We start from the raw sequence: 433 nt of genomic DNA on the forward strand, positions 1-433 counted from the left end.
CCCCCCCCGGTCACCTTAGCTTTTAAATACAAAAAAATTTTGTATCAACAAAAAAAAAAAAAAAAAAAAACTTTAAAAAAACCCCCCCCCCCCCCTTTTTTAGAAATAACCAAAATTGAGAGCGCAAGGGGAATTTCGCATGTCGAATCACTTCATGATCGTGCTTGACATGCAGTTCAAGATGTTCGAATGGACGTGGCACATAAGTGCCGTTCGCTTTCTGTTCGGCCTTTTCTTTCCTGAACTTTTCCCAGAAGCGCATCCCTTCCGGATCTGGATCCGTCATGATGTTGTCCGGGAGCACCTCCTGGGTGTTGCCCCAAGGCAGTCGCGTTCCGATCAGCTTGAATAATAGGTTGCGCGGCAAGGCGTCAGGCTGTTCGGGAATCCGATCCGGGTGGTAGGCCTCTGGTGCGTAGTAAGACTGTGATTC

At 47.8% G+C, this 433-nt stretch carries 1 pseudogene; it reads right to left on the minus strand.

Features of this window, described 5'->3' with window-relative positions:
* Positions 1-22 precede the first annotated feature (22 nt).
* Positions 23-433, minus strand: a pseudogene (locus ACCD02_RS32655) (hypothetical protein); the annotation flags it as partial.

Origin of the sequence: Pseudomonas sp. Pseusp88, assembly GCF_047303955.1 — a bacterium.
Classification (GTDB): Bacteria; Pseudomonadota; Gammaproteobacteria; order Pseudomonadales; family Pseudomonadaceae; genus Aquipseudomonas.